This window comes from Roseixanthobacter pseudopolyaromaticivorans (genome assembly GCF_043195145.2).
In the GTDB taxonomy this organism is placed as follows: Bacteria; Pseudomonadota; Alphaproteobacteria; order Rhizobiales; family Xanthobacteraceae; genus NCEH01.
This window is the reverse complement of the sequence record NZ_CM195539.1, coordinates 3,851,283-3,876,588: the sequence shown is the minus strand read 5'-3', so window position 1 is coordinate 3,876,588 and position 25,306 is coordinate 3,851,283. Positions and strand designations below refer to the sequence as shown.

The following is a 25,306-nucleotide window of genomic DNA, read 5'->3' as shown; positions in this document are numbered from 1 at the left end:
GGCCGGCGTCGTCCCGCCGTCTGCGCACGTCGCACATGGCGATGCTGCGCCCATCGGTCCGATGGACGGCCGGCGTGCGCGCGCCTAATCACGCCGGGCTCGATCAAACCGCGCCCGGCGCTTTCCGCTCGGGCGCACCGGCCTTGCCCGCTGCCGCGCGCCGGGCCTGAAACGAGGTATCCATGTCCCCGCGCACCAAGATCTTCGTCCTGTTCGCGAGCTTCCTCGCGGGCGCAGCGATCCTGGTCGCCGTGACCACCGCCTTGCTGCCGGCGCGGCAGCAAAATCCGGTGGCCGCCGTGGCGACCATCGGCGGCCCGTTCCAGCTCGTCGACCAGAACGGCGCGGCGGTGACGCAGGACGTGCTGAAGGGCAAGCCTTCGCTGATTTTCTTCGGTTTCACCCATTGCCCGGACGTGTGCCCAACCGCGCTGTTCGAGATGTCCGAGGTGTTCGGCGCGCTCGGCCCGGATGCGGGCAAGCTGCAGGCCTTCTTCATCACCGTGGACCCGGAGCGGGATTCGCCTGAGGTGATGAAATCCTACCTCTCCAGCTTCTCTCCGCAGCTGAAGGGCCTCACCGGCACGCCCGAGCAGGTGGATGCGGTGAAGCGCGGCTATCGCGTCTATTCCAAGAAAGTGCCGCTGGATGGCGGCGACTACACCATGGACCATACGGCCGTGGTCTATCTGATGGACAAGAGCGGGGCGTTCGTCGCGCCGTTCAATCTCAAGCGGTCGCCGGCCGAGGCGGCGGCCGACCTGCGGCGTCTTCTCTGACCCTGTGACCGCCCGCTGACGCCGGAGCGGACCGGGCGCGTGTGCGCGCGGCGACGCCGTGCTCCGTCTTGTTCCAGCGGTGCGGCGCGCGGATGAGTTCCACCATCGCCAAAAGCGTCGCGAGCGACAGCAGCAGCCAATAGAGCGTCAGCGTGGGCAGCACGAAAGCGCTGGAGAGCAGGCCGCGCCGACGGGCTCCGCAGAGGGCGAGGACGGCCGCCCCACCATAGCCGAAGGCGAGGTTGGTGTAGCTGAGCGAGGAAATCAGCAGTTCCGCCAGGTCGGAGACGCTCGCGCCCAGGGCGCCGCGCGCCATGTCCCAGCACAGCACGGCCACGCACAGCGGGTGCAGCAGCGCGGCGACGAACGGGAAGGCGACCAGGAGGGTCGCGCCCACGGCCTGCCCCGCGCCGAGCTCGCGCACCAGGCGGCGTGGATCGCGCCCGTGGACGAGCAAGGTCTGCGCCCAGCCCTTCATCCACCGCGTGCGCTGGCGCAGCCAGGGGCGCAGGTGCACCGGCGCCTCCTCATGGGTGGTGGAGGCGATCACCTCCGTACGCCAGCCCTTGCGCGCGAGGCGCAGGCCGAGATCGGCATCCTCGGTCACATTATAGGGGTCCCAGGCCCCGACCCCTTCCAGCACGCTGCGGCGAAAATGGTTCGAGGTGCCGCCGAGCGGCATCGGCAGGCCGAACGTCGCCACGGCGGGGAGGACGACGTCGAACTGGACGGCATATTCCAGCGCGAATTGCCGGCTGATCCAGCTGTCGCCGCCATTATCGATGGCGAGGCGCGCCTGGACGCAGGCGAGACGGGGCCCGCCTTTCTGGAACGCGGCAAGGGCGGCCCGCAATTGCCCCGGTTCGGGGATATCCTCGGCATCGTAAACCACCAGGAATTGGCCGCGCGCGAACGGCAGGGCGGCGTTCAGCGCCTTGGGCTTGGTGCGCGGGCCGATGGCGGGGACCGGGATGATCTCGAACCGGGCCGGCAGCGCCAGGCGCCTGAGGGCTTCGCGGGTCTGCCGGTCGTCCTCCTCCACCACCAGCTTGATGTCCAGCTTCTCGGGCGGATAGTCGAGCGCCGTCAGGGCGGCGAGGAGGCGCGGCAGCACCGCCGCTTCCCGGTAGAGCGGCACCATCACCGTATAGATCGGCAGATGGTGGTCGCCGAGCCGGCAGGGGCTGTCGGGCTCCGGCGTGATGAAGCAGGCCGCGAGGCGCAGGGCGATCGCGCCGAGGAACATGACCGACAGCATCCCCTGCACGATCAGGAAGGTCGTCTGCGGCGTGGCGAGGAAGCCGGTCGCGAGCAGAGCCGCCGCCAGCAGCAGCGGCCCCGCCAGAATGCGGACCGGCGAGAGCAATGCGGCGGAAAACTCCGGCATGCGGCGGCGCAGATCGAAGGCGGCCTGCCGTGTCAGCGCCGGGCCGGCGTATCGCGCCAGATGGGCGCGCAGGCGCTCCGGCGCGAGAATGGAGGTGCGGCCCGCAAGGCCGGGGTCCTGCGCCATGGCCCGCGCCAGCCGGCGGGCCCCGTGTCCGCGCGGGCACAGGGTGAAGACGGCGCCCCGCGCGGGGTCCGCTTGCGCCAGCATGCCGGTGCGCAGGGCGCCGCGCACGCCGTCCGCATCGAGCGGCAGGCGTCGCGGCAATGTCGCGCGCGGCAAGCCGAGATGGTCTGCCAGGGCGGCGCTCGCGGCATCGGGATCGATCAGGCCGGCGGCGATCAGCACCTCGTCGCCGCCGACACCCAGATGGCGAGCCCGGGCGAGCGCGGCGGCAAGGGTGGCGTCGGGCAGCAGGCCGCGCAATGCGGCGAGTTCGGGCGGCAGGCGCAGATCGCCGGAGGCAGCACCTGTGCGCGTGTCCGGCCCGTGCGTGCCCGGCGGGAGAGGGGGACGGGCGGGCCCGGGTTCAAATGGCGCTGCCGCGTCGGCGTCGGCGGCCGCGTCGATCGTGGCGTCTTCCGGCCATTGCCGGTCGCCCTCTTGCGTCCGCGTCCATCCCGGCGCAAATCCGTCATGCGCATGCGTATCATGCGCCCGGGCCATGTGGCTCCGCGCGTCCTTGCCCACCCAGAGTTCCCCCCGCAGCCCCCTGCAACTGAGCAGAACGGTACGATGAAACTGAAGCAAGGGCCAGTCACCGCAACCTGCGATATTTTAGTCCTCGCACTGCTTTGCGCGGCCCTTTTGTGGTCCGTGACGCCCGTGCGCGCGCAGAATGCAGCCGCCCCCGCACGCGCGACGGCCCTGGTGCCGAGCTTCTGGAATCCCGAGCGCAGGGTAGAGCGGCCGGACGCCACACGCCTGCCGAGCAATCTGCGCTTCCTGACCACGGACGATTATCCGCCGTTCAATTTCCTGTCCTCCGACGGGGCGCTGATGGGGTTTCATGTGGACCTGGCGCGCGCCATCTGCGCGGAGCTTGCCATTTCCTGCACCATTCAGGCGGTGCCGTTCGACACGCTGCTGGACAGTCTCGACCAGAGCAAGGCCGATGCCGCCATCGCCGGCATCGCCGCGAACGCCACCAGTCGCCAGCGCGCGGATTTCACCGAGCGCTATCTCGGCACGCCGGCCCGCTTCGTCTCCCGCAAGGGCCAGGGCCTCTCCGAGGCGCCGCCGGAGCAGGTGGCCAACAAGAGCGTGGCCGTGGTCGCCGGCACCGCGCACGAGGCCTATCTGCGCGCTTTCTTCAACGAGGCCGCGATCCGCCCCTATCCCGACGCCCAGGCCGCGCGCGAGGCGTTGCGCACCGGCAAGGTGGACCTGCTGTTCGGCGACGCCATCGGCCTCGCCCTATGGCTGAACGGCTCGTCCTCGCAAGGCTGCTGCGCCTTCACCGGCGGCCCGTTCACCGAGAGCCGCTATTTCGGCGACGGGCTGGCCGTGGCGGTGAAGCCCGGCAACGACCAGGTGCGCCGGGCCATCGACTATGCGCTCCAGCGGCTCTGGGAAAAGGGCGTTTATACCGACCTGTACCTGCGCTGGTTCCCGGTGGGCCTCTATTGAGCGCCGACCGCGCCCTGTGGCGTAGTCCTCCGGCGGAGCGGCGGTTTCGGAGCCCCCATCCCGGAAAAGTGCGACCTGATCCCGAAGCGGTCCGGACGGCGTGCAGGAGCCGAAAACATAGTTCCGTTTCAAGCATTTAGCCTCTCTGCCTGAAAGTTTTCGCGCCGCCGCGCCCAAGCTCGGCGGCCAGCTGATGACGCGAGCGTGTCTGGCCTCGGACGCGGAACGGGCCTCACATGCGCGGCGCTGTGTTCATGGGTCATGGAGACCTTCATGTTTCAACGCCTTCAGGGCTTCGCCCTCGCTTTTGCCCTTCTCGCCAGCCCCGCCCTCGCCCAGCAACCGCCTGCGATCGTGCGGGGCACGATCCTCGCCGTCGAGGGCCGGGATCTCACGCTGGACACCAAGGAGGGTGCGACCAAGGTCACCCTCGCCGACACCACCTTGCTGACCGGGGTCAACAAGATCTCGCTCGCGGACATCAAGCCCGACACCTATGTGGGCGTCGTTTCCGTGCCCGGTTCGGACGGCGTGGATCATGCCGTCTCGATTCATGTCTTCCCGCCTGACCAGCGCGGCACCGGCGAAGGCTCGCGGCCCTGGGATCGTCCCGGCAGCACCATGACCAACGCCGCCGTCACGCAGGAGGTGACCGCCAAGGACGGCGAGATGCTCACGCTCAAGTACGGAAACGGCGAGAAGAAGGTTCTGGTGACGCCGGAGACCTCGCTGGTGCGCTTCGAGCCCGGCGCCACCACAGCCGAGCTGAAGCCGGGGGTGAAGGTAATGGCGTTCACCAACGCTCCCGCCGAGGGCGAGCGGCAGGTGCGCCGCCTGCTGGTGGTGCGCGGGGATTTCATTCCGGCGCTGTGAGCCGGCACCTTTGATCGGTGACTCCGACGGGTATCATGGAAAACCGGGGGCGATGCGTGAACATCCGCGCTTCCCTCCGGCGGCATCGCGCACTAGTGTCCGCGCCTTCCCGAACCCTGCGCCCACCGGAGACACGTCATGACCCTGGCGCCCGCCACGACCGATCCTCTTGCCGCCGAAGCCGAATTGCGGGCGTTCGCCGAGACCGCGACCGCCTGGCCGTTCGAGGAAGCGCGCAAGATCGTCGCGCGGCTGAAGCGCCAGCCCAAGGACGAAGTCCTGTTCGAGACCGGCTACGGCCCCTCGGGCCTGCCGCACATCGGCACGTTCGGCGAGGTGGCGCGCACCACCATGGTGCGCCACGCCTTCCGCGTGCTGACCGAAGACAAGATCAAGACCCGTCTGCTGTGCTTTTCCGACGACATGGACGGCATGCGCAAAATTCCCGACAACGTGCCGGATCGCGCCGCGCTGGAGCCCTATCTCCAGATGCCGCTGACCTCCGTGCCCAATCCGTTCGGCGGGGATTTCGCGAGCTTCGGCGACCACAACAACACCATGCTGCGGCGCTTCCTCGACACGTTCGGCTTCGATTACGAATTCGCCAGCGCCACCGACTATTACAAGTCCGGCAAGCTGGACGCGGTGCTGCTGCGCGCGGCCGAGAAGTACGACGCCATCATGGCGGTGATGCTACCGACCCTCGGCGAGGAGCGGCAGGCGACCTACAGCCCGTTCCTGCCCATTTCGCCCATCAGCGGGCGGGTGCTGTATGTGCCGCTGAAGGCGGTGGATGCGAAGGCCGGCACCATCACCTTCACCGACGAGGACGGGGTGGACAAGACCATCCCGGTCACCGGCGGGCATGTGAAGCTGCAGTGGAAGCCGGATTTCGGCGCTCGCTGGGCCGCGCTCGGCGTCGATTTCGAGATGTTCGGCAAGGACCACCAGACCAACGCGCCGGTCTATGACAAGATCTGCGAGATCCTCGGCGGCACCGCGCCCGAGCATTATGTCTATGAGCTGTTTCTCGACGAGAACGGCCAGAAGATCTCCAAGTCCAAGGGCAATGGCCTGACCATCGACGAATGGCTCACCTATGCGAGCCCGGAGAGCCTCGCGCTTTACATGTTCCAGTCGCCGCGCTCCGCCAAGAAGCTGCATTTCGACGTGATCCCGAAGGCGGTGGACGAATATTTCAGCTTCCTCGCCCGCTATCCCACGCAGGATTGGAAGACCCGGCTGGGCAATCCGGTGTGGCATATCCATTCCGGGGAGCCGCCCGCGCTCGACATGCCGGTGTCCTTCACCATGCTGCTGAACCTCGCCTCGGCCTCCAATACCGAGGATGCGGCGGTGCTGTGGGGCTTCCTGAACCGCCATGTCGCCGGCGTTTCCGCCCAGACCCATCCCAAGCTCGACGAGTTGGTGGGCTATGCGGTCAAGTATTTCCATAGCTTCGTGAAGCCGAACAAGGTGTATCGCGCACCCGACGAGGTGGAGCGTGAAGCCCTGGAAGCGCTCGACGTCGCGCTCGCGGCGCTTCCCGCCGGCGCCACCGCCGACGATATCCAGACCGTGCTGTACGACGTGGCGCGGCCGATCCCGCGCTATCAGGATCTCAAGGCCAAGGGCGCGACGGCGGAGCGGCCGGGCGTTTCGGTGCAATGGTTCAACACGCTCTACCAGGTGCTGCTGGGCCTGGAGAAGGGCCCGCGCTTCGGCTCGTTCGTGGAGATCTACGGCGTTCCCGAGACGCGCGCGCTGATCCGCAAGGCGTTAGCCGGCGAGATGGCGGAGGCGCTATAAGGTCTTCCCAGGAACGCGGAGCGTTTCATCCAGCAGATCCGCCGCGTTGGAGGAAGACATGTCGGGCGTTGAATTGGTTTCGGTGCATGTGCCCAAATGCGCCGGCACGTCCCTGCGCCTCGCCCTGCAGCGTGCCTATGGCGAGGCGTCGGTGTTTGCCGATTATGCCGACGGCGTCGCCAATCCCGCCTCGCCCATGAATATCGACCCGGTTCGGTTTTTCGCCCGCTGGCGGACGGCGGATTGGGCGCAGTTTCCCTATCGGGCGGTGCATGGCCATTTCCACCCCAACAAATACCTCACCTTGCCTGCCAGGGTGCGTGCGACGTTCCTGCGCCACCCGCTGAACCGCCTCGTCTCCCATTATCATTTCTGGCGGCGGCACTGGGAGGACGGGCCCCATCCGGTGCGCGATTACATGAACGAACAGAACCTCTCCTTGGAGGAGTTCGCGCATTTGCCGACCATTCGCTATTTCTACACGCGCCTTTATTTCCGCGACGTGGACATGGGGTTTTTCGATTTCATCGGCTTTCACGAGACGGCGGCCGAGGACGTGGCGCGCCTTGAACAAGCACTCGGCGTGACCCTGGAGCTGGGCCGCGACAACACGAACACCACGCCGGAATATGCCCGCGCCCTCGACGAAGTCTCCTGCGACGCCGAGCAGACCAGGCGCCTGCGCGCGCTGCTGAACGACGACATCGCCTTTTACGAGACGCTGCGCGAACGCGCCGCAGGCTGATCCGGCTGTGGCTCCTTCACGTCTCGCTTAAAACTGAAGTACAATAAATTTAATCACCTGTTTTATTTGTATTTAAGGAGAGCCGTGATGTCGCTTCGTTTAGGAGACGTGGTTCCCGATTTCACCGCGCAGACCACCGAAGGCCCCGTGAGCTTCCATGAGTGGCTCGGCAATTCGTGGGGCATCCTGTTTTCCCATCCCAAGAATTTCACCCCGGTTTGCACCACCGAACTTGGGCAGGTGGCGCACCTGAAGGGCGAGTTCGACAAGCGCAACGTGAAGGTCATCGGCCTCTCCGTCGATACGCTGGAAAACCACCCGCAATGGGTCAGCGACATCGCGGACGCCACCGGCGCGCAGCTCAATTTCCCGCTGATCGCCGACAGCGACAGGACCGTCTCCGGCCTCTACGACCTGATCCATCCCAATGCCAGCGACACCGCCACCGTGCGCGCGGTGTTCATCATCGGGCCGGACAAGAAGCTGAAACTGACCCTGACCTATCCCGCCAGTACCGGTCGCAATTTCCAGGAAATCCTGCGGGTGCTGGATTCCCTGCAGCTCACCGCCCAGCATTCGGTCGCCACCCCGGTGGATTGGAAGCAGGGCGAAGACGTCATCATCGTCCCCTCGGTTTCGGATGCGGCGGCGAAGGAGAAGTTCCCCGAAGGCTGGAAGACCGTGAAGCCCTATCTGCGGGTGGTTCGCCAGCCGGGCGCCTGAACGGCGGACGGGAACAGGCTCCCGCCCCTCGGCACAGCGCGGGAACAGGTTCCCGCGGTTCGGCGGCGCGTGCTAAATGGGCGCCTGTGCGATCCGGGAGTGCGCCATGGCCGAGGGAAACAACCAGCTGACCCGCTTCTTCGGCGGCTCGCCCGCTTTGGTGCTGGTGCGGCTGATCGTGCTCTCCGTCGTGGTGGGGGTGATCCTCGCCGCGCTCGGGCTCGATCCGCGCAATCTGCTCTCCAGCCTGCGGCATCTGGTGGAAAATCTCTTCACCTTCGGCTTCGAGGCCTTCGAGCGGCTGTGGCGCTATTTCCTGCTCGGCGCCGTCATCGTCTTTCCCCTGTGGCTGATCCTGCGGCTCGTGCGCGGCAGCCGCTGAGCATGGCGAACGCGCCGGGCGCGGGGGATGCCGGCTCATGACCTCCGTCGCCGAAATCGAGACATCGCCTGCGCACGCGCCCCGGCCCGAGGGCGGGCCGCGCCCCGTGGAGGTGTCGCACCGCCGGGTGCTGGCGATCGCCTTGCCCATGACCATCGCCCACCTCACCACGCCGCTGCTGGGCGTGGTGGATACGGCCGTGGTGGGCCGGCTGGGGGATGCCGCGCTCATGGGCGGGGTGGCGCTCGGCGCGGTGATTTTCGATTTTCTGTTCTGGGGCTTCGGGTTCCTGCGCATGGGCACGGTGGGCCTGGCCGCCCAGGCCCTGGGCCAGGGCGACACGATGGAGACCCGGGCCGTCGCGGCGCGGGCGCTGCTGCTGGCGCTCGCCTGCGGGCTCGGCCTCATTCTCCTGCAATGGCCCATCGGGCTCGGCGCGCGGGCGCTGGCCGGGGCGAGCCCTGCGGTGGATGCGGCGGTCGCTTCCTATTTCCACATCCGCATCTGGGCGGCACCGTTTTCGCTCGCCAATTATGCGCTGGTGGGCTGGCTCACGGGCATCGGCCGCACCGGCCACGCGCTGGCGATCCAGGTGGGCATCAGCCTGGTGAACATGGCGGCGACGGTGGTGCTGGTTCTGGTGTTGGGCTGGGGCGTCGCAGGCTCGGCGGCGGGAACGCTGCTCGCGGAAGCCCTTGGCGCGCTCGCGGGACTATTGCTCTGCGCCCGCCTGCTGAATTTCCGCCTCGCCGTGCCGCAGGCCATTCTGTTCGACCGCTCGCGGCTGACGGCGACCTTCGTGCTCAACCGCGACATCATGATTCGCACCGCCGCGCTTTTGGCGGGCTTCAGCTTTTTCGCGGCCCAGGGTGCGCGGGCGGGCGACGTGGTGCTCGCCGCCAATGCGTTGCTGAACAACATGATTTTGCTGGCCGCCTACTTTCTTGACGGGTTCGCGACCGCCGCCGAGCAAATCTGCGGGCAGGCGGTGGGCGCGCGCAACCGGCCGGCGTTCGGCCGGGCGGTGCGGCTGGTGCTGCTCTGGGGCTTCGGCTTTGCCCTGTGCGCCTGCGCGCTGTATCTGGCGGCCGGCCCGTCGATCGTCGACCTCATGACCACGAGCCCCGAAGTGCGGGTGGCGGCGCGGGAATTCCTGATCTTCGCCGCCATTCTTCCGGTGGTGGGGGTGGCGGCCTATGCCTTCGACGGCGTCTATATCGGCGCTTTGTGGTCGCGCGACATGCGCAACCTCATGCTGCTCTCGCTCGCTTTGTATCTCGGCTCGTTCTTTGTGCTGCGGCACCTTGGAAACGAGGGGCTCTGGCTCGCCTTCCTGGTGTTCCTCGGCGCGCGCGGGGGGCTTCAGGCATTGCGCCTTCCGACCCTGCTGAATCGCACGTTTTCCGCTTAAGGCCCCGACATCTCAACTGGGAATATATGCTTCCCGTCGGCACCGAGGGGCAGCGGGCGTACCCAGGAGACGGCGGAGAGGGGGAGCGCGGCATAAAGATGCGGAAACAGGGCGCCGCCGCGCGAGACTTCCCACTTCAGCTCTGCGCCGAGGGCCGCCGTCTCGACCGCGACCAGGAGCAGATTCTCCTGTCCCGCGAAGTGCTTGGCGGCGGTTTCTCGGGCCTGCGTGGCGGTGGAGAAATGGATGTAGCCGTCGGCATGGTCCACCGGCGCGCCGTCGAAACGGCCGGCGGTTTCCGCCGCGGTCCACAAGGTGGTCGAACAGATCTTGAAGATGAGGCGGTCGCGTTGGATCATGCAGCCATGTAGCGCGCAGACCGTCGGCGCGCCACCCAAGATCTCGCCCGGTTCCTCGGACGAATCGGACTTAATTCCTGGACTTTCGTCCTTTTTGAACTTATTTTCCTATTATTCGGACGTCTTTTCGTACAGTCTGGTTTCGAAAGTGTTCTGTCAGATTGATTCCCAGCGGGGTGGAAGGGGGTACCTCCTTTTGCCTCGGATGCGGATCGCTTTGCGTGCACGGGATGCGCATGCTCACTCATGGTCAAGTCTGGGGCGCCCTCGACCGCCTCGCCGCGCAGCATGGCCTTTCCGCTTCGGCCCTCGCCAAGCGGGCGGGGCTGGATTCGACCGCCTTTAACCGGTCGAAGCGGATCACGCCGGACGGGCGGCCGCGCTGGCCCTCCACCGAGAGCCTCGCCAAGGTGCTCGCCGCCACCGGCTCCAGCATCGACGATTTCACCGCTTTGCTGGACGGGAACGGCGAGGGCCTCCACCGCCATGCCGGCCTTGCGGATGAGTCCATGCCGCCGCCCCGGCTGGCCCGCACCATTCCGCGCATCGGATTTGCCCAGGCAGGCAAGGGCGGCTTCTTCGACGATGCCGGCTTCCCGGTGGGCGGGGGATGGGACGAGCTGCTGTTTCCCGAGGTGGGCGACGAGCATGCCTATGCCCTGGAGATTTCCGGCGATTCCATGCAGCCGCTCTATCGCGAGGGCGATATCGTCATCGTCTCGCCGGCCGCCAAGCCGCGCCGCGGCGACCGGGTGGTGGTGAAGACCCGCGACGGCGAGGTGCTGGCGAAGGAGCTGGTGCGCATGACCCCGCGCACGGTGGATCTGCGCTCCCTCAATCCCGAATATGAGGACCGCCAGATCCCCGCCGCAGACGTGCTCTGGGTCGCCCGCATCATCTGGGCGACGCAATAGGGATGCCGCGCCGGCTTATCCCGCGGGCCCCAGCAGCTTCTCCAGCGTCTCCAGCCGGTCGGCCTCGCGCGGCGGCTTGTCCCAGCGCAGGCGGGCGATGCGGGGAAAGCGCATGGCGATGCCCGAGCGATGGCGGGTGGAACGGGCGAGCCCCTCGAAGGCGATTTCCAGCACCAGCCCGGCGTCCGGCTCGTGCAGCACTTCGCGCACCGGGCCGAAGCGGTTGACGGTCGCCTCCCGCACGAATTTGTCGATGGCCAGCAATTCCTCGTCCGTGAAGCCGAAATAGGCCTTGCCCACGGGCACCAGGGTTTCCAACCCCTCGGCCTTTGTCCACACGCCGAAGGTGTAGTCGGAATAATAAGATGAGCGCTTGCCGTGGCCGCGCTGGGCATACATCAGCACCGCATCCACCGTGTGGGGATCGCGCTTCCATTTCCACCAGGGGCCTTTCGGCCGGCCGGGCAAATAGGCGCTGTCGGCGCGCTTCAGCATCACCCCTTCCACCGCCTCCGCATCCACCCCCGCGCCCGCCGCGGCGGGGTTCGCGCGGGCGGCCGCCAGCTCCTCCCAGGTGGCGAACGGCACCAGGGGGGAGAGATCGAGCCGGGACGCGGCGGTGCGGGCGATCAAGGCGGAAAGCCGCGCTCGCCGCTCGGCGAACGGGCGCTCGCGCAGGTCCTCGCCCTGTTCCACCAGCAGGTCATAGGCGCGCATGTGGGCGGGATAATCCCGCAGCATCTTCGGCGTCACGGTCTTCCGGTTCAGCCGCTGCTGGAGCACGTTGAACGACTGCACCCGCCCCTCGCGCACCACCAGCAATTCCCCGTCCATGGCGCCCTCGAAATCGAGCGCTTCCACGAGGTCGGGAAAGGCGGGGGAGATGTCCTCGCCGGTGCGGCTGTAGAGACGCACGATCTTCTCGCCCTCGGGCGAGCGCCCGGCCACCGCCTGGATGCGGATGCCATCCCATTTCCATTCGGCGGTGAAGGCTGAGGGATCGAGGGCGAGGAAGTCGCTGTCCTCGATGGCGTGGGAGAGCATCACCGGGCGGAACGGCGCGGGATCGAGGTTTTCCGGGCGCGGCGCGCGCCCCTCCACCCAGGCGAACAGGTCGAGATAGGGCGGGGCGAGGCCCGGCCACACCAGCTCCACCTCGTCGGGCGCGATGCCGCCGAGCGAGGCCACGGCGGTCTTGGCGAGGCGGGCGGAGGCGCCGACCCGCAGCGCGCCGGTGATCAGCTTCAGCAGCGCCCAGCGGCCGGTATCGTCGAGGCCGTCCAGCCAGTCGGCGAGTTGGCCGGGCAGGGCGCGCTTGGGCAGGGTTTCGAGGCCATGGACGATGTCCGACAGCGAAGGCGCGTGGTCCGGCGGCGCGGCGCCCTCGGGCAGCGGCCACATGAGGGCGACGGTCTCGGACAGATCGCCCACATAATCATAGGACATGGCGAACAGCACCGGGTCCGCCCGCTCCTGGATGAGCGCGCGCACGAGGCCCGGCTTGGCATTGGCGAAGGACAGCGCGCCGGTGAGCGCGGCGAGCGCGATGCCGCGCTCCGGGTCCGGGGTGGTGGCGAAATAGTCCGCCATCAGGCGGATCTTGGCATTGCGGCCGCTCTCATAGGCGAGGCGATCCAGCAAGGCGGCGAAACGGTTCATGACGCCGCCTCCGGGGCGGGCGGCGCTTCGGGCGGCCCCTCGTTTTCCTCCTCGCCATAGCCCACCATGTGAAGCGGCTTGGCGCGCAATTGCCGGGTCATGGCCCAATGCACCAGGGCATCCTCGGCGCCGTGGGTCACCCACACTTCCTCGCAGCCGGTGGCGGAAATGGCGGCGGTCAGCCCGTCCCAGTCCGCATGGTCGGAAATGACCAAGGGCAGCTCGATGCCGCGCTGGCGGGCGCGGGCGCGCACCCGCATCCAGCCGGAGGCGAAGGCGGTGACGGGATCGGGAAACTTGCGCGACCAGATGTCGGTGATGGAGGCGGGCGGGGCGATCACCACGGCACCGGCGAAATCGGCCTTCTTCGCCTCCTTCGCCAGGCGAATGTCGCCCAGCGCAATGCCGCGCTGCTGGTAATAGGCGCTGATCTTCTCCAGCGCGCCGTGGATGTAGATCGGCGCGGCATGCCCGGCCGCGCGCAGCAGCGCCATGACGCGCTGCGCCTTGCCGAGCGAATAGGCGCCGACGATGTGCGCCCGCTCGGGAAACACATGCAGCGAATTCATGAGCTTTGCGGTCTCAGAGGCGGCATCGGGGTGGCGGAACACCGGCAGGCCGAAGGTCGCCTCCGAGATGAAGACATGGCAGCGCACGGGCTCGAAGGTCGCACAGGTGGGGTCGCGCGCATCCTTGTAATCGCCCGAGGCGACGATGGTGCAGCCGCGCCAGGAGAGTTCGAATTGCGCCGAGCCCAGCACATGGCCGGCGGGGTGGGCGGTGACGGTGACGCCGTCGATCTCCACGCTTTCCCCATAGGCGATGGCCTGGGTCGCCCCGGCGAAATCGGCGCCATAGCGGATCGCCATCAGGTCCAGCGTCTCGCGGGTGGCGAGCACATGGCCGTGGCCGGCGCGGGCGTGATCGGAATGGCCGTGGGTGATGAGCGCGCGCGGCACGGCGCGCGTCGGATCGATGAAAAAATCCCCTTTGGGACAATAAAGTCCACCCGGGGCGGGATGCAGAAGCTCGTCGGGGCGCATGATTGCAGTTTATATGGGGCCCTGCGCCGGTGACGCGAGGGGCCGGCGCTGTGTTTCCGGCGCATCGGGTTCAGGGAGTGCGTTTCCAAGGTGTCCATCGTTCCCATTCCCCTTTCCGGCGATCCGGCGCTGCACCGCCGGCTCGATTGGGCGCGCGCCTATCTCGACGGCGGGGAGGCGAAGGTGGCCGCCGAGATGCTGGCCGACCTCGTCGACGAGGCGCCGCACTTCCTCGCCGCCTGGTTCCTCTTGGGCGAGGCGCGCGAGGCAGCGGGCGATGCCGCCGGCGCGATCGTCGCCTATGAGGAAGCCCTGGCGCGCGACGAGGCGGACGTGCTCGGCGCCGGCCTGCGGCTGGCGCGGCTTGGCGCGCGCGGCCCGGGAGGGGCCATGTCGCCGGCTTTCGTGCGCACCTTGTTCGACCAATATGCCGGGCGCTTCGATACCGCCCTGCGCGAGGGCCTCGCCTATCGCGGGCCGGAGGTGCTGGACGCGGCGCTGCGCACCGCCTGCCATGCCGCCGGCGCGCCGCTCCGGTTCGGCCGGGCGCTGGACCTCGGCTGCGGCACCGGCCTCGCCGCGCCGCTCCTGGCGCCCGCGTGCGACGCGCTGGTGGGCGTCGATCTCTCCCCGGCCATGATCGAAAAGGCGCGGCAGCTCGGCCTGTATGCCGCGCTCGAGACCGGCGAGATGGTCGCCTTCCTCGCGGACCAGCCGCCGGGTGGGGCGGACCTCGTCCTGGCGGCGGACGCGCTGTGTTATCTCGCCGATCTCGACGGCGTGTTCCGCGCTGTGGCGCGGGCGCTGGTTCCTGCCGGCTGGCTCGCCTTTACCGTCGAGACCCACGACGGCGCGGGGATCATCTTGCGCGACACCCTGCGCTATGCCCACGGCCGGGCCTATGTGGCGGACGCTCTCGCGGCGGCGGGCTTTGCGGCGCCGGTACTTGAACCGGTCTCGACCCGCACGGAAAAAGGCATTCCGGTGCCGGGGCTGGTGTGCGTGGCCCGGCTGGGCTGAGCCGCGCGCCCTCTTCGCGCCCGTCCCCCTCTTCGCGCCTCCCCTCACCCTAACCCTCTCCCCGTCGGGAAAAGGGAAGGGTGGTGAGGGGAAAGGGAAGGGTGGTGAGGGGAAAGGGAAGGCTGGTGCGGGGAAACCAACCTCAGTTCAGCGCCAGCTCGAACGGCTCGCCGGCCATGCAGTCGCGCCCGCGGCCGATGGCGGAAATTGCGCGGATCATGCGGCCGTGGCGGTTGAGCGCGGCATCGCCCAGCGACACGATCTTCGCATTGGGCGTCGCCGTGGGCGAGGCGGCGCGCAGGCGCACGGCAAGCTCGAACTCGTCGCGATGGGGCAGCAGCGCGCACAGCGTCACATAGGCCGCCGCCGTGGAGCGCGAGACCCCGGCATAGCAATGGATCACCAGCGGCGCTTCGCGCGGCCAGGCGCGCACGAAGTCCAGCAGGTCGCGCATGTGGCCCTCGCCGGGCGTCACCATGCCTTCCACTTCGCTGACGATGTCGTTGATGGAGAGGAACAAATGGTTGGCGGCGTCCACATTGTTGGGCCGCGTCAGCAAAGTCTCGCGCCCGACCAGCGTGATGACGTGGCGCGCGCCGGTCGCCTCCACCGTCTCGTGCAGCTTTGCGAGAGAGCAGACATGGATCATGGCGTTAGCTCCGCGAACCGGGCGAGGAACCGCTCTTTGGCGGTTTCAGCCGGCCAAGGGGTCAGATAATCCTTCTCGGCCTCCGCGTCGAGGCGGATGGGCCGGCCGAAGAAGGCGCGGGCTTCCTGCGGCGCGAAGCCGGCGAGATGGGTGGCTTCCAGAAAAGCGGAGGCGCGGTCGGCGGTCTTGACGATCCGCGTCAGCGCCTGCGGCCATGCCGCGGGCAGGCCGAAGCGCAGGCTGATGGCCGCCAGCAGGCGCGCCTCCACCGCCTTGTAATCACCGCCGATCATGGCCTTGAAAGGCGAGATCATATCGCCGATCACATATTCCGGGGCATCGTGCAGCAGCACCGCCCGCCGCCAGCGCAGGTCAATATCGCCGACCGCGCGGCGGGCGAGCTTTTCGGTCAGCAGGGAATGCTGGGCGACGGAAAAGATGTTCGCTCCGCGCGTCTGCCCGTTCCAGCGCGCCACGCGGGCAAGGCCGTGGGCGATGTCCTCGATCTCGATGTCCAGGGGCGAAGGGTTCAGCAGGTCCAGCCGGCGGCCGGAGAGCATGCGCTGCCAGGCGCGCGGCGTGCTCTTCGCCTTGGGTAAGGTCTCGGCCCCGGGGCCGGTGGAAATCGCCGCCATGACGAATCGCGTGCTCCTTTGAGTCCAAGAAGGTAAGCTTCCCGCATCGCGGAACAACCCGATGGTTTCCCTTATGGCCGATGCTGTCCGCCCGACCCTCGCCGCCAGCGCCGCCGTGTTTCGCGGTCCGCTGGTGCTCCTCGCCCAGCGCGGCTATGCCCCAGGCAAGGGCCTGTGGAGCCTGCCCGGCGGGCGGGTGGAGCCCGGCGAGACCCTGGCGCAGGCGGCGGCGCGCGAGGTGATGGAGGAAGTCCAGGTCGAAGCGGAGATCGTCGGTCTCGCGGCCGCGCTGGATTTCATCTCCCACGCCGAGGACGGCACGCTGAAGAGCCATTTCGTGGTGGCCGCCCATGCCGCGCTCTGGCGCGCCGGGGAACCGGTGCTGAGTGACGAGGCGGTGGCGGTGGGCTGGTTCCATCCCGACGCGGTGGCGGCCCTTGAGACCACCCATGGCCTTGCCGACGTCGTGCATCGCGCCGCGCGGCTCCTCGCCGCCGAAGGGGTGTTGGACGACGCGCCCCCGCACGTGGCGCACGCGGCCTCGTGAGCGCGGCCATCTTGACCGCGCGGGCGCCGCGCGGCACGAGTGGCGCCATGTCGCCTCTTTCCCTTCGCCGTTTCCTTGTCGCTGTGCTGCTGGCCGCCGTGCTGGGCAGCGCGGGCGGCGCCGCTTGGGCGGCGGACGGCTCGACCCCGCCTTATGAGAGCGACATGCTCAAGCTCGCCGAGCTTCTGGGCGGGCTGCATTATCTGCGCCCCTTGTGCGGGATGACCGCGGAAAGCCAGAGCTGGCGCATGCAGATGCAGGATTTGCTGGAGGCCGAGCAACCCTCGGATGAGCGCAAGTCCAAGCTGATCGCCGCCTTCAACCAGGGCTATTCCAGCTATGCCCAGGTCTATCGCGCCTGCACCCCGGCGGCGGCGGCGGCGGTGCAGCGCCAATTGACCGAAGGCGCGAAGCTCGCCCACGACATCGCGGTGCGCTTCGGCGGAAATTGAGCGGGGGACAGGCTGTCCCTTCCGGCGCGGCGGTTAACCTTTCGTTTAGAAGTTCCGCGACGGCGCCCCGGAACGTGGTAGGTATTTGTGCCGCCCCGGCCATGGGGGCGCGGCGCGGAGGCCTCTCTTGTCCAGCACGACCCTTCCTCATCAGGACATCGCCGAACTGGGCTCGGACGAGCGCCACGTCGCCTTCAGCTATCTGGACGATGCCTGGACCGAAGCCCTGCGCGACGGGCTCGATGAGGATTGCCTGGTGCAGGCGGCTCTGTTCACGGCCCTGCGCACGCTGGTCGCGGTCTATGGCGAGGAAGCCTGCGCCACCTATGTGGAAGGTCTCGCCGGCCGCATCCGCCAGGGCGAATACACCATCATCGGCCAACGCCAGTAGGCGGGGAGCGGGGCGCGCCCAAGTCCGCAGCGCTTGCCCGGCTAGAGCATTTTCGAGCGAAGCGGATACCGCTTCGCGTGAAGAAAATGCGTAAACGCAAAAACTTAAATCTAGCCCAATCGCTCTCCGGCTCCCTCCCCAGCCCTCCCCCGCAAGCGGGAGAGGGGCGATCTGGCGGGGGCAGGGAGGAGCGCTCCATCCGCAAGCGTGGGGCGAACCCTCTCCCGCTTGCGGGGGAGGGGCTGGGAAGGGGGCGCGGCGTGGCGCGATCTCACCCGCCGGGCTGCAGCGTCTCCAGGAAGCGCACCGGGGCGCCCTGCGAGGGGGCGATCAGTTCGCCTTCCCACATCACCTTGTTGCCGCGCACGAAGGTGCCCACCGGCCAGCCGGTAACGTCCTTGCCGTCATACGGCGTCCATTGGGCGCGCGAGGCGATCCAGGCGTTGGTGATGGTGGCGCGGCGCTTGAGGTCCACCACGGTGAAGTCGGCGTCATAGCCCACCACGATGCGGCCCTTGCAGGCGATGTTGAACAGCCGCGCCGGGCCGGCGCTGGACAGGTCCACGAAGCGCTGCAGCGAGAGCTTGCCGTTGGCCACATGGTCCAGCATCAGCGGCACCAGGGTCTGCACGCCGGTCATGCCCGAGGGGCTTTCGGGATAGGGCTTGGCCTTCTCTTCCAGCGTGTGGGGGGCGTGGTCGGAGCCGAGCACGTCCACCACGCCGTCGGCGATCGCCGCCCAGAGGGCGTCGCGATGGCGCGCGCCGCGCACCGGCGGGTTCATCTGCGCCAGCGTGCCGAGGCGCTCGTAGCATTCGGGCGCGGCCATCGTGAGGTGATGGGGCGTCACCTCCACCGAGGCGACGTCGCGCGCGCCGGCGAGATATTCCATTTCCTGCGCGGTGGTGACGTGCAGCACATGCACCCGCGCGCCCACCTCGCGCGCCAGCGTCACGAGGCGCTGGGTGGCGATCAGCGCCGCGACATCGTCGCGCCAGATCGGATGCGAGGCCGGATTGCCGGCCATGCGCATGGATTTGCGCTCATTGAGGCGCGGTTCGTCCTCGCAATGGAACGCGGCGCGGCGGCGGATCACTTTCAGGATCTCGCGCACGCCGGCATCGTCCGCCACCAGCAGCGAGCCGGTGGAGGAGCCGATGAACACCTTCACCCCGGCCGCGCCCGGCAGGCGCTCCAGCTCCGGCAGGTCGCGCACATTCTCGTGGGTGCCGCCCACGTAGAAGGCAAAATCGCAATGCATGCGGTTGCGGGCGCGGGCGATCTTGTCTTCCAGCGCCGCCGCGCTGGTGGTCTGGGGATTGGTGTTCGGCATCTCGAACACGGCGGTCACCCCGCCCATCACCGCCGCGCGGGAGCCGGTTTCCAGGTCTTCCTTCTGCTCCAGGCCCGGTTCGCGGAAATGCACCTGGGTATCGATGACGCCGGGCAGGATGTGCAGGCCGGCGCAGTCGATGGTTTCGCCCGCCGCGCGGGGAGAAAGACTGCCGAGCGCGGCGATCCGGCCGCCGCTGACGCCGATGTCCAGCATCGCTTCGCCCGCCGGGGTCACGACGCTGCCGCCCTTGAGGATGAAGTCGAAGGTATCCGCCATGTGGGGGCTCGCTCTAATCTGGAGGGGCCGGCTCTAATGTACGGGGCCGACCCTTGAGGGGGCTGCTGCGCGGCTTTAAGTATGTCTGTAACATCTGACAAGGACATGGCCATGCCGATTGCCCATCTCGCCGACCGGTCGGTGATCCACGTCGGCGGTCCGGACGCCCGCAAATTCCTCCACAATCTCATCACCTGCAACGTCGCGGGGCTGGAGAGCGGTGGCGCGCGGTTCGGCGCGCTGCTCATGCCGCAAGGCAAGATCATCGCCGATTTCTTCCTCTACGCGCCCAAGGGCGAGCCGGACGCCTTCCTGCTGGATGTGCCGGCGGCGTTGAAGGAGGATCTGCTGAAGCGCCTGAAAATGTACCTGCTGCGGGCGAAGGCGGAGTTCACGCTCGACGAGGATCTCGCGGTGGCGGCACGGTTCGGCGACGACGCACCGGCCGTGCCCGCCTCCGCCGAGGCCTTCGCGGACCCGCGCCTGCCTGCGCTCGGCGAGCGCCTGGTGCTGCCGCGCGCCGAGGCCGAGGCGCTGGGCGGCGATGCCGGCGCTTATCACGCCCACCGCATCGCGCTCGGCATTCCGCAAGGCGGCATGGACTTCGCCTATGGCGACGCCTTCCCCCACGAGGCCGACATGGACCAACTCGGCGGGGTGGATTTCAAGAAGGGCTGCTATGTGGGCCAGGAAGTGGTGAGCCGCATGCAGCATCGCGGCACCGCCCGCACCCGCGCCGTGCAGGCCGTGTTTGAATTCGCCCCCGAGGAGGGCTCGGAGATCCGCGCCGGCGAGAAGACCGTGGGCCATATCGGCTCGTCTGCGCGGGGCCAGGGCATCGCCTTGGTGCGGCTCGACCGGGCGGCCGATGCCAGCGCCGCCGGCCTGCCCTTGGTGGCCGGCGGGGTGGAGATCACTTTGCGCCGGCCGGATTGGGCGACCTTCCCGATGGGGGACGCGTGAGCCTTCTTACCCCCCATGCCGACGGCAAGTGCCGCTGCCCCTGGTGCGGCACCGATCCGCTTTACGTGGCCTATCACGACACCGAATGGGGCGTGCCCGAGCGGGACGACCGCGCCCTGTTCGAAAAGCTGTTGCTAGACGGCTTCCAGGCCGGCCTTGCCTGGATCACCATCCTGAGGAAGCGCGACAATTTCCGCCGCGCCTTCGACGGCTTCGAGCCGGAACAGATCGCCCGCTACGATTCCGCCAAGGTGGAAGCGCTGATGGCGGACGCCGGAATCGTGCGCAATCGCGCCAAGATCGAGGGTGCGGTGCTGTCCGCCCGCGCCTATCTCGACTGGCAGGCGCGCGGTCGCTCCTTCTCCGACCTCATGTGGAGCGCGGTGGGCGGCGAGGTGCAGATGAACCGGCCGAAGACGCTCGCCGACATCCCGGCGCAGACGCCGCAATCGGTGAAGCTCTCCAAGGAATTGAAGGCGCTCGGCTTCAAATTCGTCGGCCCCACCATCGTCTATGCCGCCATGCAGGCGTGCGGGCTGGTGAACGACCATCTGGTGGCGTGCCACCGGGCGCCGGGCTGACCTGGCGATCGGCCTATTTCCCGTCGAGCCGCTTGGTGAAGACGATGCGCGGCTCTTCGATATAGCCGCTGGCGACGTAGAAGGCGCGCACCTGCTCGTTTTCGGGGCGTACCAGCAGCATCAGCTTGGGCACGCCGCGCGCCTGGAGCCAATCCTCGGCGGTGTGGGCGAGCGCCCGGCCGAGCCCTTGCCGCGTCAGGGCCGGGTCCACGGCGAGATAATAGATCCAGCCGCGGTGGCCGTCGTGGCCCACCATCACGGAGCCGACGACCGTACCGCCGTCGCGCGCCACCAGAATGGTGGAATGGGGGCCGCGCCGGGCCAGCGCGATGTCGGCGCGCGGGTCGTTCCAGGGGCGGATCAGGCCGGCGCGCTCCCACAGCGAGACCAGGGCCTCCACGTCGCCGTCGCGCATGTGGCCGATGGGCAGAGCGTGGGCCTGCGGCGCACGGGCTTCGGTCGCGGTGTCGTCCATGTCAGTCGTCCTCGAAGGAGAGCGGGCGTGGGGCGGCGGCGCGGCCGAGCCGGTCGGCGATGGCTTCCCCGAGGCCGTCGCGCGGCAGGGGTACCACGGCGATGCCTTCGGCGCGAAGGCCGTCGAGATGGCGCAGCGCCCCGTAGAGCCGGGCGGCCGCCTCCACCAGGTCGCCGGACGGGCTGAGATCGAAGATGGCGACGGCCGCTTCCGCGCCGGGCGGGCGGGCGCCGCCGAAGGTCAAAAGCGCCTCGCCCGCCTTCACCTCCCGCGCGTCCAGCCGCACGGGGGCGTGCGGGGCGTAATGGGAGGCGAGGCGGCCCGGCGCGGACGGCCGCTCGGCATCGTCGTGCCCGGCATCTGGCAAAGCGACGCCCAGCACCGCCGCGATGGCGCCGCGCGAGAGGCCGCCGGGCCGCAGCAAAGCGGGATGGGCGCCGGTGCAATCGACGATGGTGGATTCAACGCCCACCGTCGTCGGGCCGGCATCGAGGATGGCGTCGATGCGCCCGTCGAGATCGGCCCGCACATGGGCCGCGTCCGTGGGCGAGACGTGGCCGGAGAGATTGGCGCTCGGCCCCACCACCGGCACGCCGGCGGCACGCAGCATGGCCAGAGTGGTTTCGTGCGCCGGCACCCGCAGCGCGATGGTGGGCAGGCCGGCCCGGGCGAGATCGCACACCGCCCCGGTGTCGTGATACGGAACGACCAGCGTCAGTGGTCCCGGCCAGAAGGCGGCGGCGAGCGCCTGCGCGGCGGGGGAGAACACGCCCAGCCGCTCGGCCGACGCGCCGTCGGGCACGTGGGAGATGAGGGGATTGAAGGCGGGGCGGCCCTTGGACGCATAGACCTGCGCCACCGCCTGCGCATTGCCGGCGTCCGCGCCGAGCCCATAGACGGTTTCCGTTGGGAAGGCGACCACGCCGCCCGCCCGCAGCAGGCGCGCCGCCTGCGCCGCGGCCTCCAGGCCCGGTCCGCGGGCATCGAGCATCTGCGTGCGTTTTGGGGCGGGGCCGGTGGCGGTCATGAAAGCTGCTCCACGGCCCCCTACGACGAAAGCGGGTAGAGCCGGGTCTTGACGGGGGATCGTCGAGGCGCCGAATTGGTGCCCAACGTTCGCCGCACGGCTTAAGGCCGCGTCGTGCGGATGGTCAAGGCGCATGTCGCGCCGCAACAGGTTTCGGAGGTGATGATGCCCTATCGTGCGCCCGTGGAGGATGTGTCCTTCTTCCTCAAGCACTGCACCTCACTTCCCCACCTCATCGACCAGGGCGAGGTGGACCTCTCCTTCGACCTCATCGACAGCGTGCTGGAGGAAGCCGGAAAGTTCGCGGGTGCGGTGATCGAGCCGCTGGACCGGGTCGGCGACACCAAGGGCAATGTGCTGAAGGACGGCGTGGTCACCACCGCCCCCGGCTGGCGCGAGGCCTATGCGGCGTGGACGCAGGCGGGCTGGAATTCGGTGGCGGCCGAGGAAAGGTTCGGCGGCCAGCATCTGCCGACCGTCGTGACCTCGGCGCTCAACGAATTCTGGAACAGCGCCTCTCCCGCCTTCGGCATCGGCCCGGTGCTCACCATGGGGGCCATCGAGGCCCTCACCGTCCACGGCTCGGCGGCGCTGCAGGGCCTGTTCCTCGAAAAGCTGGTCTCGGGCACATGGACCGGCACCATGAACCTCACCGAGCCGCAGGCCGGCTCCGACCTCGCGGCGCTGCGCGCGCGGGCCGAGCGGGCGGCCGACGGCAGCTACCGGATCTTCGGCACCAAGATCTTCATCTCCTACGGCGAGCACGACATTGCCGAGAACATCGTCCATCTGGTGCTGGCGCGCCTGCCCGACGCACCCGCCGGTACGCGCGGCATCTCGCTGTTCGTGGTGCCGAAAGTCCTGGTGAATGCGGACGGCACGCTCGGCGCGCGCAACGACGTGAAATGCGTTGGGCTGGAGCACAAGCTCGGCTTGCACGGCTCGCCCACCTGCACCATGGCGTTCGGCGACACCGGCGCGGGCGCCATCGGCTATCTCGTGGGCGAGGAAAATCGCGGCCTCGCCTGCATGTTCACCATGATGAACAACGCTCGTCTCGCGGTGGGCATCCAGGGCGTGGCGGTGGCCGAGCGCGCCACCCAGCGCGCCATCGCTTTTGCCCAGGAGCGCCGGCAGGGCAAGGCGCAGAGCTGGTCCGGCGAAGGCATGGCACCGATCATCGCCCACCCCGACGTGAAGCGCATGCTGCTGACCATGCGGGCGGAGACCGATGCCGCCCGTTCGATCTGCCTGATGACGGCGGATGCGCTCGACCGGGCACGGCGCACCGACGACCCCACCGCCAAGGCGGCGGCGATGGCGGAAGCGAGCCTGCTGACCCCGGTGGCCAAGGCCTTCTCCACCGACATCGGCATCGAGGTCGCCTCCACCGGCGTGCAGGTTCACGGCGGCATGGGCTATATCGAGGAGACCGGCGCCGCCCAGCATCTGCGCGATGCCCGCATCTTCGCCATCTATGAGGGCACCAACGGCATCCAGGCCATCGACCTCGTCACCCGCAAGCTGACCCAGGAGGGCGGCGACGTGGTGGCGAAGCTGATCGGCGATTATCGCACCGTTGCGGAAGCGGTGGCGGCGCTGAACGCACCGGAATTCGGGCGCGCCGGCGAACAGCTCGCCGCGGCCGTGGATGCGCTCGGCCGCGCCACGCGGGTGATGCTGGATTGGCTGTCCGACGAACAATCCGCCAGCGTGCTGGCGGGCGCGACACCCTATCTGCGCCTGTTCGCCCGCGCCGCCGGGGGCGCCTATCTGGCCCGCGCCGCCCTTGCCGCGCACGCCGCCATCGCGGCCGGCGAGAGCGACCCGCGCCATGCCCGGCGAGTGCTGGTGGCGCGCTTCTTCGCCGAGGATTTGTGCCCGCAGGCGCTGGGCCTGGAGGCGGCGGTGGTGTCCGGCGGCGCGGCGGTGCTGCAGAGCGAGGCCGCGCTGGTGCTGTGAGCACCGATGCCGCGTTCTTGCTCAGCGGCCCGGCAGCACCAGCACCGTGGGCTTCGCCGGCAAGGTCTCGCGCGACAGGGTCACGCTGGGCGAGGCCTGGCGGGTGATCACATAGTCATTGCCCAGGCGGGAGAGGAAATTGTCCAATCCCCATGCGCTGAAATAGTGCATGGGGATCACCAGCGGCGCGTTGATCGCCTTCAGAGTCTCCTTCATCCCCTCGATATCGAGCGTGTAGGAGCCGTCCACCGGCGCCAGCACCACGTCGATGCGCCCGAGCGCTTCCAGATGGTCGGGGGTCAGCACGTGGTGCAGATGGCCGAGATGGGCGATGCACAGGCCCGCCACCTCGAACACGAACATGGAATTGGCGTCGTAATCGGTGCCCACGCCATGGCGGATGTTGGTCGGCACGTTGCGGATCCACACATCCTCGACGGTGAGGTCGTAATGCGCCGGCTGGCCGTTCTCGCCCCAGCCGCGCAGCACGTAGGCGATGCCGGGGTCGGGATGGTTGGTGTAGTGGGTATCGTGCGCCCGGTTCATGGTGGCGATCATCGGCACCACGTCCGGACGGACATAATCATTATAGTCGGTGGCGATGGTCACGCCCGCCGGGCTCTCGATGAGGAAGGTGGAATGGCCGACGAAGGTGAGGCGCACCTGTCGCCCCTCGTCCGCCCGCTTGGCGTCCGCCATCTGCCGGAAGGCGGCGGGCCACACGCGCGGCGCGCTCTTAAACGGGAGGTCCTGCGCCACCATGCGCGGGCATTTTTCCGGCGGCTCGGCGGCACGCGCCATGCTGCCCATAGGGAAGGCGAAAAGCAGAATCGCCCCCAAAAGCGCCGCCATCTGCCGCATGGATCGAGCCTCCCCACCGCCCGTCGGGACTGCTGATGACCGCACACCCTGCAGCGTTGTGCAATCCGCCGGCCTTCACACCGGCGTGACGGGGCGCGCCGTCTGCTGCGATGCGAAAGCAGGGGTGGAACAAGGGGAGCCGTTCTGATCTTTCTAGCGCGAGCGCTGCCGATGCGGCGGGCGCGCGAACGAGGTGGCAAAAATGACCCTGAGTATCGTTGCCCTCCAGCCGATCGTCGCCCTCGTGGCCGGCGTCCTGATTTTGCTGTTTCCCCGCCTGCTTAATATGGTGGTGGCGATCTATCTGATCGCAATCGGAATTCTCGGATTGATGCCGCATTGAAAGGCAAAATGATGGGCTGCGCCTAAGGGTGCAGTTGATGGCGGGAGCTGAGCGGGCTAAAGCATCCGCGCTCTT

At 68.5% G+C, this 25,306-nt stretch carries 27 protein-coding genes; 17 read left to right on the top strand and 10 right to left on the bottom strand.

Translation table 11 applies throughout. The annotated features are described in order from the left end of the window. Positions 1-182: 182 nt before the first annotated feature. Positions 183-779: an SCO family protein gene (locus tag V5F68_RS18270; RefSeq protein ID WP_394015743.1), complete on the top strand. Its 597-nt coding sequence runs from the start codon at positions 183-185 to the stop codon at positions 777-779. Here the strand turns inward: V5F68_RS18270 and V5F68_RS18265 are convergent. After that, on the bottom strand, positions 730-2,832 hold the full coding sequence (locus tag V5F68_RS18265; RefSeq protein ID WP_394015744.1) for a glycosyltransferase: 2,103 nt from the start codon (positions 2,830-2,832) through the stop codon (positions 730-732). The genes V5F68_RS18270 and V5F68_RS18265 overlap by 50 nt on opposite strands. A gap of 69 nt (positions 2,833-2,901) precedes the next feature. On the opposite strand from V5F68_RS18265, the gene V5F68_RS18260 reads away from it, so the two are divergent. From V5F68_RS18260 to V5F68_RS18230, 7 genes are all read left to right on the top strand, one after another. After that, positions 2,902-3,795 (top strand): transporter substrate-binding domain-containing protein, encoded by an 894-nt coding sequence (locus V5F68_RS18260; protein ID WP_394015745.1) that lies wholly within the window; start codon positions 2,902-2,904, stop codon positions 3,793-3,795. 273 nt (positions 3,796-4,068) lie between these two features. Further along, positions 4,069-4,668, top strand: coding sequence for a hypothetical protein (locus V5F68_RS18255; RefSeq protein ID WP_394015746.1), 600 nt, complete (start codon positions 4,069-4,071; stop codon positions 4,666-4,668). Between the two features lie 138 nt (positions 4,669-4,806). After that, complete coding sequence (locus tag V5F68_RS18250) at positions 4,807-6,477, top strand: lysine--tRNA ligase (protein ID WP_394015747.1); 1,671 nt, start codon at positions 4,807-4,809, stop codon at positions 6,475-6,477. 58 nt (positions 6,478-6,535) lie between these two features. Continuing rightward, complete coding sequence (locus V5F68_RS18245; protein ID WP_394015748.1) at positions 6,536-7,222, top strand: sulfotransferase family 2 domain-containing protein; 687 nt, start codon at positions 6,536-6,538, stop codon at positions 7,220-7,222. Between the two features lie 87 nt (positions 7,223-7,309). Next, positions 7,310-7,945 (top strand): peroxiredoxin, encoded by a 636-nt coding sequence (locus V5F68_RS18240; RefSeq protein WP_394015749.1) that lies wholly within the window; start codon positions 7,310-7,312, stop codon positions 7,943-7,945. Between the two features lie 106 nt (positions 7,946-8,051). Further along, positions 8,052-8,327 (top strand): DUF6460 domain-containing protein, encoded by a 276-nt coding sequence (locus tag V5F68_RS18235; RefSeq protein WP_348844022.1) that lies wholly within the window; start codon positions 8,052-8,054, stop codon positions 8,325-8,327. A 37-nt stretch (positions 8,328-8,364) separates the two neighbouring features. After that, positions 8,365-9,738 (top strand): MATE family efflux transporter, encoded by a 1,374-nt coding sequence (locus tag V5F68_RS18230; protein ID WP_394015750.1) that lies wholly within the window; start codon positions 8,365-8,367, stop codon positions 9,736-9,738. Here V5F68_RS18230 and V5F68_RS18225 read toward each other — a convergent pair. After that, positions 9,735-10,097: a DUF952 domain-containing protein gene (locus tag V5F68_RS18225; protein ID WP_394015751.1), complete on the bottom strand. Its 363-nt coding sequence runs from the start codon at positions 10,095-10,097 to the stop codon at positions 9,735-9,737. The two genes, V5F68_RS18230 and V5F68_RS18225, sit on opposite strands and share 4 nt — an antisense overlap. 236 nt (positions 10,098-10,333) lie before the next feature. On the opposite strand from V5F68_RS18225, the gene V5F68_RS18220 reads away from it, so the two are divergent. After that, positions 10,334-11,011 (top strand): S24 family peptidase, encoded by a 678-nt coding sequence (locus V5F68_RS18220; protein ID WP_394015752.1) that lies wholly within the window; start codon positions 10,334-10,336, stop codon positions 11,009-11,011. A 15-nt stretch (positions 11,012-11,026) separates the two neighbouring features. Here V5F68_RS18220 and V5F68_RS18215 read toward each other — a convergent pair whose 3' ends face one another. Both V5F68_RS18215 and V5F68_RS18210 read right to left on the bottom strand, forming a co-directional pair. Continuing rightward, positions 11,027-12,670, bottom strand: coding sequence for a cisplatin damage response ATP-dependent DNA ligase (locus V5F68_RS18215; RefSeq protein ID WP_394015753.1), 1,644 nt, complete (start codon positions 12,668-12,670; stop codon positions 11,027-11,029). After that, positions 12,667-13,713 carry a ligase-associated DNA damage response exonuclease gene (locus V5F68_RS18210; protein ID WP_394015754.1) on the bottom strand — a complete coding sequence of 349 codons (1,047 nt, stop codon included), beginning with the start codon at positions 13,711-13,713 and terminating at the stop codon, positions 12,667-12,669. The genes V5F68_RS18215 and V5F68_RS18210 overlap by 4 nt, the downstream gene beginning before the upstream one ends. A gap of 90 nt (positions 13,714-13,803) precedes the next feature. On the opposite strand from V5F68_RS18210, the gene V5F68_RS18205 reads away from it, so the two are divergent. Continuing rightward, on the top strand, positions 13,804-14,733 hold the full coding sequence (locus V5F68_RS18205) for a methyltransferase domain-containing protein (protein WP_394015755.1): 930 nt from the start codon (positions 13,804-13,806) through the stop codon (positions 14,731-14,733). 142 nt (positions 14,734-14,875) lie between these two features. Here the strand turns inward: V5F68_RS18205 and V5F68_RS18200 are convergent, their stop codons facing one another. Beyond that, complete coding sequence (locus V5F68_RS18200; protein ID WP_394015756.1) at positions 14,876-15,382, bottom strand: tyrosine phosphatase family protein; 507 nt, start codon at positions 15,380-15,382, stop codon at positions 14,876-14,878. Further along, positions 15,379-16,017: an HD domain-containing protein gene (locus tag V5F68_RS18195; RefSeq protein WP_394015757.1), complete on the bottom strand. Its 639-nt coding sequence runs from the start codon at positions 16,015-16,017 to the stop codon at positions 15,379-15,381. The genes V5F68_RS18200 and V5F68_RS18195 overlap by 4 nt, the downstream gene beginning before the upstream one ends. A gap of 61 nt (positions 16,018-16,078) precedes the next feature. Here V5F68_RS18195 and V5F68_RS18190 point away from each other — a divergent pair, with 61 nt between their 5' ends. From V5F68_RS18190 to V5F68_RS18180, 3 genes are all read left to right on the top strand, one after another. After that, positions 16,079-16,564: an NUDIX hydrolase gene (locus V5F68_RS18190; protein WP_394015758.1), complete on the top strand. Its 486-nt coding sequence runs from the start codon at positions 16,079-16,081 to the stop codon at positions 16,562-16,564. Positions 16,565-16,611: 47 nt separating this feature from the next. Continuing rightward, positions 16,612-17,016 (top strand): TIGR02301 family protein, encoded by a 405-nt coding sequence (locus V5F68_RS18185; protein ID WP_394015759.1) that lies wholly within the window; start codon positions 16,612-16,614, stop codon positions 17,014-17,016. A 127-nt stretch (positions 17,017-17,143) separates the two neighbouring features. Further along, positions 17,144-17,407, top strand: a complete 264-nt coding sequence (locus V5F68_RS18180; RefSeq protein WP_348844033.1) for a hypothetical protein — start codon at positions 17,144-17,146, stop codon at positions 17,405-17,407. A 271-nt stretch (positions 17,408-17,678) separates the two neighbouring features. Here the strand turns inward: V5F68_RS18180 and V5F68_RS18175 are convergent, their stop codons facing one another. Next, the gene (locus tag V5F68_RS18175) at positions 17,679-19,019 is read right to left on the bottom strand and encodes a dihydroorotase (RefSeq protein ID WP_394015760.1); all 1,341 of its coding nucleotides are present in this window, start codon (positions 19,017-19,019) and stop codon (positions 17,679-17,681) included. A 111-nt stretch (positions 19,020-19,130) separates the two neighbouring features. Between V5F68_RS18175 and ygfZ the strand changes: the two genes are divergently transcribed. Beyond that, positions 19,131-19,982: a CAF17-like 4Fe-4S cluster assembly/insertion protein YgfZ gene (gene ygfZ / locus V5F68_RS18170; protein WP_394015789.1), complete on the top strand. Its 852-nt coding sequence runs from the start codon at positions 19,131-19,133 to the stop codon at positions 19,980-19,982. Continuing rightward, entirely contained in the window at positions 19,979-20,563 is a 585-nt protein-coding gene (locus tag V5F68_RS18165; RefSeq protein WP_394015761.1) for a DNA-3-methyladenine glycosylase I, read from the top strand. Before ygfZ ends, V5F68_RS18165 begins: the two co-directional genes overlap by 4 nt. Positions 20,564-20,576: 13 nt before the next feature. Here the strand turns inward: V5F68_RS18165 and V5F68_RS18160 are convergent, their stop codons facing one another. Both V5F68_RS18160 and V5F68_RS18155 read right to left on the bottom strand, forming a co-directional pair. Next, positions 20,577-21,038, bottom strand: a complete 462-nt coding sequence (locus V5F68_RS18160; RefSeq protein ID WP_394015762.1) for a GNAT family acetyltransferase — start codon at positions 21,036-21,038, stop codon at positions 20,577-20,579. A gap of 1 nt (position 21,039) precedes the next feature. Continuing rightward, positions 21,040-22,065 (bottom strand): L-threonylcarbamoyladenylate synthase, encoded by a 1,026-nt coding sequence (locus V5F68_RS18155; protein WP_394015763.1) that lies wholly within the window; start codon positions 22,063-22,065, stop codon positions 21,040-21,042. A 165-nt stretch (positions 22,066-22,230) separates the two neighbouring features. On the opposite strand from V5F68_RS18155, the gene V5F68_RS18150 reads away from it, so the two are divergent. Continuing rightward, complete coding sequence (locus V5F68_RS18150; RefSeq protein WP_394015764.1) at positions 22,231-24,027, top strand: acyl-CoA dehydrogenase family protein; 1,797 nt, start codon at positions 22,231-22,233, stop codon at positions 24,025-24,027. Positions 24,028-24,048: 21 nt separating this feature from the next. Here the strand turns inward: V5F68_RS18150 and V5F68_RS18145 are convergent, their stop codons facing one another. After that, positions 24,049-24,888: an MBL fold metallo-hydrolase gene (locus V5F68_RS18145; RefSeq protein WP_394015765.1), complete on the bottom strand. Its 840-nt coding sequence runs from the start codon at positions 24,886-24,888 to the stop codon at positions 24,049-24,051. Positions 24,889-25,090: 202 nt separating this feature from the next. Here V5F68_RS18145 and V5F68_RS18140 point away from each other — a divergent pair, with 202 nt between their 5' ends. Continuing rightward, the gene (locus tag V5F68_RS18140) at positions 25,091-25,231 is read left to right on the top strand and encodes a DUF3096 domain-containing protein (RefSeq protein ID WP_394015766.1); all 141 of its coding nucleotides are present in this window, start codon (positions 25,091-25,093) and stop codon (positions 25,229-25,231) included. Positions 25,232-25,306: the final 75 nt, after the last annotated feature.

What these genes read in the sequence shown, in the direction of transcription:
- V5F68_RS18270 (WP_394015743.1), top strand. Translation starts at nt 183, where the DNA reads ATGTCCCCGCGCACCAAGATCTTCGTCCTGTTCGCGAGCTTCCTCGCG.
- V5F68_RS18265 (WP_394015744.1), bottom strand. Translation starts at nt 2,832, where the DNA reads ATGGCCCGGGCGCATGATACGCATGCGCATGACGGATTTGCGCCGGGA.
- V5F68_RS18260 (WP_394015745.1), top strand. Translation starts at nt 2,902, where the DNA reads ATGAAACTGAAGCAAGGGCCAGTCACCGCAACCTGCGATATTTTAGTC.
- V5F68_RS18255 (WP_394015746.1), top strand. Translation starts at nt 4,069, where the DNA reads ATGTTTCAACGCCTTCAGGGCTTCGCCCTCGCTTTTGCCCTTCTCGCC.
- V5F68_RS18250 (WP_394015747.1), top strand. Translation starts at nt 4,807, where the DNA reads ATGACCCTGGCGCCCGCCACGACCGATCCTCTTGCCGCCGAAGCCGAA.
- V5F68_RS18245 (WP_394015748.1), top strand. Translation starts at nt 6,536, where the DNA reads ATGTCGGGCGTTGAATTGGTTTCGGTGCATGTGCCCAAATGCGCCGGC.
- V5F68_RS18240 (WP_394015749.1), top strand. Translation starts at nt 7,310, where the DNA reads ATGTCGCTTCGTTTAGGAGACGTGGTTCCCGATTTCACCGCGCAGACC.
- V5F68_RS18235 (WP_348844022.1), top strand. Translation starts at nt 8,052, where the DNA reads ATGGCCGAGGGAAACAACCAGCTGACCCGCTTCTTCGGCGGCTCGCCC.
- V5F68_RS18230 (WP_394015750.1), top strand. Translation starts at nt 8,365, where the DNA reads ATGACCTCCGTCGCCGAAATCGAGACATCGCCTGCGCACGCGCCCCGG.
- V5F68_RS18225 (WP_394015751.1), bottom strand. Translation starts at nt 10,097, where the DNA reads ATGATCCAACGCGACCGCCTCATCTTCAAGATCTGTTCGACCACCTTG.
- V5F68_RS18220 (WP_394015752.1), top strand. Translation starts at nt 10,334, where the DNA reads ATGCTCACTCATGGTCAAGTCTGGGGCGCCCTCGACCGCCTCGCCGCG.
- V5F68_RS18215 (WP_394015753.1), bottom strand. Translation starts at nt 12,670, where the DNA reads ATGAACCGTTTCGCCGCCTTGCTGGATCGCCTCGCCTATGAGAGCGGC.
- V5F68_RS18210 (WP_394015754.1), bottom strand. Translation starts at nt 13,713, where the DNA reads ATGCGCCCCGACGAGCTTCTGCATCCCGCCCCGGGTGGACTTTATTGT.
- V5F68_RS18200 (WP_394015756.1), bottom strand. Translation starts at nt 15,382, where the DNA reads ATGATCCATGTCTGCTCTCTCGCAAAGCTGCACGAGACGGTGGAGGCG.
- V5F68_RS18195 (WP_394015757.1), bottom strand. Translation starts at nt 16,017, where the DNA reads ATGGCGGCGATTTCCACCGGCCCCGGGGCCGAGACCTTACCCAAGGCG.
- V5F68_RS18190 (WP_394015758.1), top strand. Translation starts at nt 16,079, where the DNA reads ATGGTTTCCCTTATGGCCGATGCTGTCCGCCCGACCCTCGCCGCCAGC.
- V5F68_RS18185 (WP_394015759.1), top strand. Translation starts at nt 16,612, where the DNA reads ATGTCGCCTCTTTCCCTTCGCCGTTTCCTTGTCGCTGTGCTGCTGGCC.
- V5F68_RS18175 (WP_394015760.1), bottom strand. Translation starts at nt 19,019, where the DNA reads ATGGCGGATACCTTCGACTTCATCCTCAAGGGCGGCAGCGTCGTGACC.
- ygfZ (WP_394015789.1), top strand. Translation starts at nt 19,131, where the DNA reads ATGCCGATTGCCCATCTCGCCGACCGGTCGGTGATCCACGTCGGCGGT.
- V5F68_RS18160 (WP_394015762.1), bottom strand. Translation starts at nt 21,038, where the DNA reads ATGGACGACACCGCGACCGAAGCCCGTGCGCCGCAGGCCCACGCTCTG.
- V5F68_RS18155 (WP_394015763.1), bottom strand. Translation starts at nt 22,065, where the DNA reads ATGACCGCCACCGGCCCCGCCCCAAAACGCACGCAGATGCTCGATGCC.
- V5F68_RS18150 (WP_394015764.1), top strand. Translation starts at nt 22,231, where the DNA reads ATGCCCTATCGTGCGCCCGTGGAGGATGTGTCCTTCTTCCTCAAGCAC.
- V5F68_RS18145 (WP_394015765.1), bottom strand. Translation starts at nt 24,888, where the DNA reads ATGCGGCAGATGGCGGCGCTTTTGGGGGCGATTCTGCTTTTCGCCTTC.
- V5F68_RS18140 (WP_394015766.1), top strand. Translation starts at nt 25,091, where the DNA reads ATGACCCTGAGTATCGTTGCCCTCCAGCCGATCGTCGCCCTCGTGGCC.